The 3,547-nt window shown below is 62.4% G+C and carries 3 protein-coding genes and 1 pseudogene; all 4 read left to right on the top strand.

What is annotated here, in order from left to right:
- Positions 1 to 324 (top strand): annotated as a pseudogene (locus tag ACYVDE_RS17565) (glycosyltransferase); the annotation flags it as partial.
- A gap of 113 nt (positions 325 to 437) precedes the next feature.
- Positions 438 to 1,448: a 3-oxoacyl-ACP synthase III family protein gene (locus ACYVDE_RS17560; protein WP_460502850.1), complete on the top strand. Its 1,011-nt coding sequence runs from the start codon at positions 438 to 440 to the stop codon at positions 1,446 to 1,448.
- Between the two features lie 96 nt (positions 1,449 to 1,544).
- Positions 1,545 to 2,240, top strand: coding sequence for a metal-dependent transcriptional regulator (locus ACYVDE_RS17555; RefSeq protein WP_460502849.1), 696 nt, complete (start codon positions 1,545 to 1,547; stop codon positions 2,238 to 2,240).
- 58 nt (positions 2,241 to 2,298) lie between these two features.
- The coding region (gene mnmE / locus ACYVDE_RS17550; RefSeq protein WP_460502848.1) for a tRNA uridine-5-carboxymethylaminomethyl(34) synthesis GTPase MnmE at positions 2,299 to 3,547 on the top strand (1,249 nt) is incomplete at its 3' end.

Raw genomic sequence — 3,547 nt, 5'->3', positions numbered from 1 at the left:
ATCGTGGCCGCGATTGGGCGCAGCCACCTGGGCCTGCTGCCCTACCGGCCCCACCCCAGCACGGCCCGCTGCCGGCCCACCAAGCTGTTCGAGTACCTCGCGCTGGGGCTGCCCATTCTCATTCCCCAAAATTGGCTGTGGGCAAAAACCATGAGTCGCCACGGGGGCGGGTTAATGTTTGAGCTAACTCCCGCCGATGCCGCCGCGGCCCACCTGCGCCAAGGGCTGGAGAAATGCCGCTTCTATCCCAACGGCATCCCAACCACTGTGCTCTGGGCCTCGGAAAGCAAAAAATTGTGGCATTTGCTGGATTCTGTGATTTAACCTGCCACCTTTGCGCCCCAATTTGCCCGTAGCACGTAGTTACTTCATCGAATTAATGGCTGCCTTTGTGGCGGCGCTTTCTCCCTTAGCCCAACTTTTACCTCCTATCATCCATGGCAACATTACGTCACTCATTCATCGCCGGGGTCGGCCATTACGTGCCGAGCCGCGTGGTTAAAAACGCCGAGCTCGAGCCGATGATGAACACCTCCGATGCCTGGATTCAGGAGCGCACCGGTATTCAGGAGCGCCGTTGGTTTGAGGAAGGTACCGATACCACCGCCAACATGGGCGCCAACGCCGCCCGCAAGGCACTCGAAATGGCCGGCGTGGAAGCCAACGACGTGCAGCTGATTGTATTCGCCACGCTCTCGCCCGACTACTTCTTTCCCGGCTCGGGCGTGCTTATGCAGCGCGAACTGGGCATGACCAACAACTGCCCGGCCCTCGACGTGCGCAACCAATGCTCGGGCTTCATCTACGCCCTGTCGGTGGCCGACCAGTTCATCCGCACCGGCATGTACGATACGGTGCTCGTGGTGGGCTCCGAAATCCACTCCTCCGGCCTCGACAAAACGCCCGAAGGTCGCGGCGTGGCCGTCATCTTCGGCGATGGTGCGGGTGCCATGGTACTCCGCCCCAGCACGTCGGATGAGCACGCCATCCTCAGCACGCACCTGCACGCGCAGGGCGAGCACGCCGAGGAGCTCATCGTGAAGGAGCCCAGCTCGAACCGGAATAACCGCGTGGATTACATCATGGAGAACAAGGCAGAGCTCTACCCCTACATGAATGGCCAGAACGTGTTCAAGCACGCCGTGGTGCGCTTCCCGCAGGTCATTAAGGAGGCGCTGGACGAGAATGGCATGCAGGCGTCCGACATCGACATGCTCATCCCGCACCAGGCCAACCTGCGCATCACGCAGTACGTGCAGCAGAAAATGGGCCTCTCCGATGACAAGGTATTCAGCAACATTCAGCGCTACGGCAACACCACCGCCGCCTCGGTGCCGCTGGCCTTCAGCGAAGCTGTGCAGGAAGGTAAAATCAAGCGCGGCGACCTCGTGTGCCTGGCCGCCTTCGGCTCGGGCTTCACCTGGGCCTCGGCGCTGCTTAAGTTTTAAGTTAAACCGATTGCGTGTCGAATCAGCAAGGGTCGGTGTGAAGCGTGCCGTTTTACGTGCAGCTTTGCACCGGCCTTTTTGTTCGGCCCCGTTAGCATGAGCGAATCCCCGTCCAGCCCCACCGTCCGGCTCCTCAGCCACACCGAGGAAAATTACCTCAAAGCTATTTTCAAGCTGGCCGAGGCCGAGCCCGAAACTGCCGGCGTAAGCACCAACCGCATTGCCGCCGCGCTCGACACCCGCGCTGCCTCCGTGACCGACATGCTGCGTCGCCTGGCCGATAAGGGCCTGCTCAATTACGAAAAATACCGCGGTGTGCAGCTCACCACCGAGGGCCAACGGCTGGCGCTGCTCACCATTCGCAAGCATCGGCTGTGGGAGGTTTTTCTGGTGCAGCGGCTCGGTTTCAGCTGGGATGAGGTGCACGAGGTGGCCGAGGAGCTGGAGCACGTGCAGTCGCCACTGCTCATGCGCCGGCTCGACGCCTTCCTGGGCCACCCCGCCCTCGACCCGCACGGCGACCCCATTCCAGGTGAAGATGGGGCCATGCGCCGCCCGGCCCACCGCCTGCTGGCCGACCTGAACGCAGGCGAAACCGGCACCCTCGCGGCCGTTAAAAACACCTCCGCGCCCTTCCTGCAGTACCTCGCCAAAGTGGGCCTACAGCTCGGGGCCACCATTGAAGTACTGGATAAGGTGGCGTTCGATAATTCATTTGAGCTCAGAATAAACCGTGAGCGCACTACGCTCATATCGGCCGAAGTAAGCCGCAATTTGTTTGTAACCGAATAGGCCAGATTCAGGGCAACTGCATATAAAATCCGGCCAATCCGATTAATCCGAAAAATCCGTGGTTCAGACAATTTTCTCCGATACCATCGTCGCCTTATCGACGCCACCCGGCGCGGGGGCGCTGGCCGTCATTCGGCTTTCCGGCCCGGCCGCCGTGGCCATCGTGGCCGCCGTGTTTTCCAAAAAGCGCTTCGCCGAATCCGCCGGCAACACCTTGCACTACGGCACCCTGTGTGACCCCGACAGCGGCGAAATCCTCGACGAAGTGGTGGTCGGCCTATTCCGCGGCCCCAAATCCTTCACCCGCGAAGACGTGGTCGAAATCAGCTGCCACGGCTCCGACTACGTGGTTCGCCAAGTGCTGGCCCTGCTGCTGCGCCAAGGCGCCCGGCTGGCCGAAGCCGGCGAGTTCACCAAACGCGCCTTCCTGAGCGGCGCCATGGACCTGGCCCAGGCCGAAGCCGTGGCCGACCTCATCGCCGCCGATTCGGCCCTGAGCCACAAAGTAGCGCTCAACCAGTTGCGCGGCGGCTTCTCGCAGGAGCTGCGCGAGCTACGGGCCCGCCTCATCAAGTTTGCCGCGCTGCTGGAGCTGGAGCTGGATTTTGGCGAAGAAGACGTGGAATTTGCCGACCGCACCGGCTTGGCCGCGCTGCTGGCCGAGGTGCACGTCGTTGTGCTGAGCCTGCTCCGCTCCTTCGAGCTGGGCAACGTTATCAAAAACGGCATCACCACCGTCATCGCCGGCCGGCCCAATGCGGGCAAGTCCACGCTGCTCAATGCCCTGTTGCGCGAGGAGCGCGCCATTGTATCGGCCATTCCCGGCACCACCCGCGACTTCATTGAGGACGAGGTAAGCATCGACGGCCTGCGCTTCCGCTTCGTGGACACTGCCGGCCTGCGCGACGACACCGCCGATGAGGTGGAAGCCATTGGCGTGGCCCGCACCCGCGAGCGAGTGCGCAAGGCAGCGCTGCTGCTCTACCTGTTCGACCTGACCGAGCTGACGCCGGCCGAGGTACACGCCGAAATTCAAGCCCTGACCGCCGGCCTGAAGCTGCCGGTGCTGGCCGTGGGCAACAAAACCGACTTAGCCTCTGCCGATACGCTAGCGGCTTTTAAAGCAGCATTTGAGGCTGATTCCGCTGGCGAAGGCACCATTCCACTCGTGTTGCTGGCCGCTGGTCAGCGCCAGGGCCTTGAAGCGCTGCAGGCAGCGCTGGTGCAGCAGGTGCGCGGCTCGGCCCTCGAAAACAACGCCTCGGCCACCATCGTGACCAACGTGCGCCACGCCCGCGCCCTCGAAA

The sequence above is a fragment of the Hymenobacter agri genome (assembly GCF_054778495.1).
Note: the sequence above shows the minus strand (reverse complement) of the source record. Positions and strands in the feature narration are given on the sequence as shown.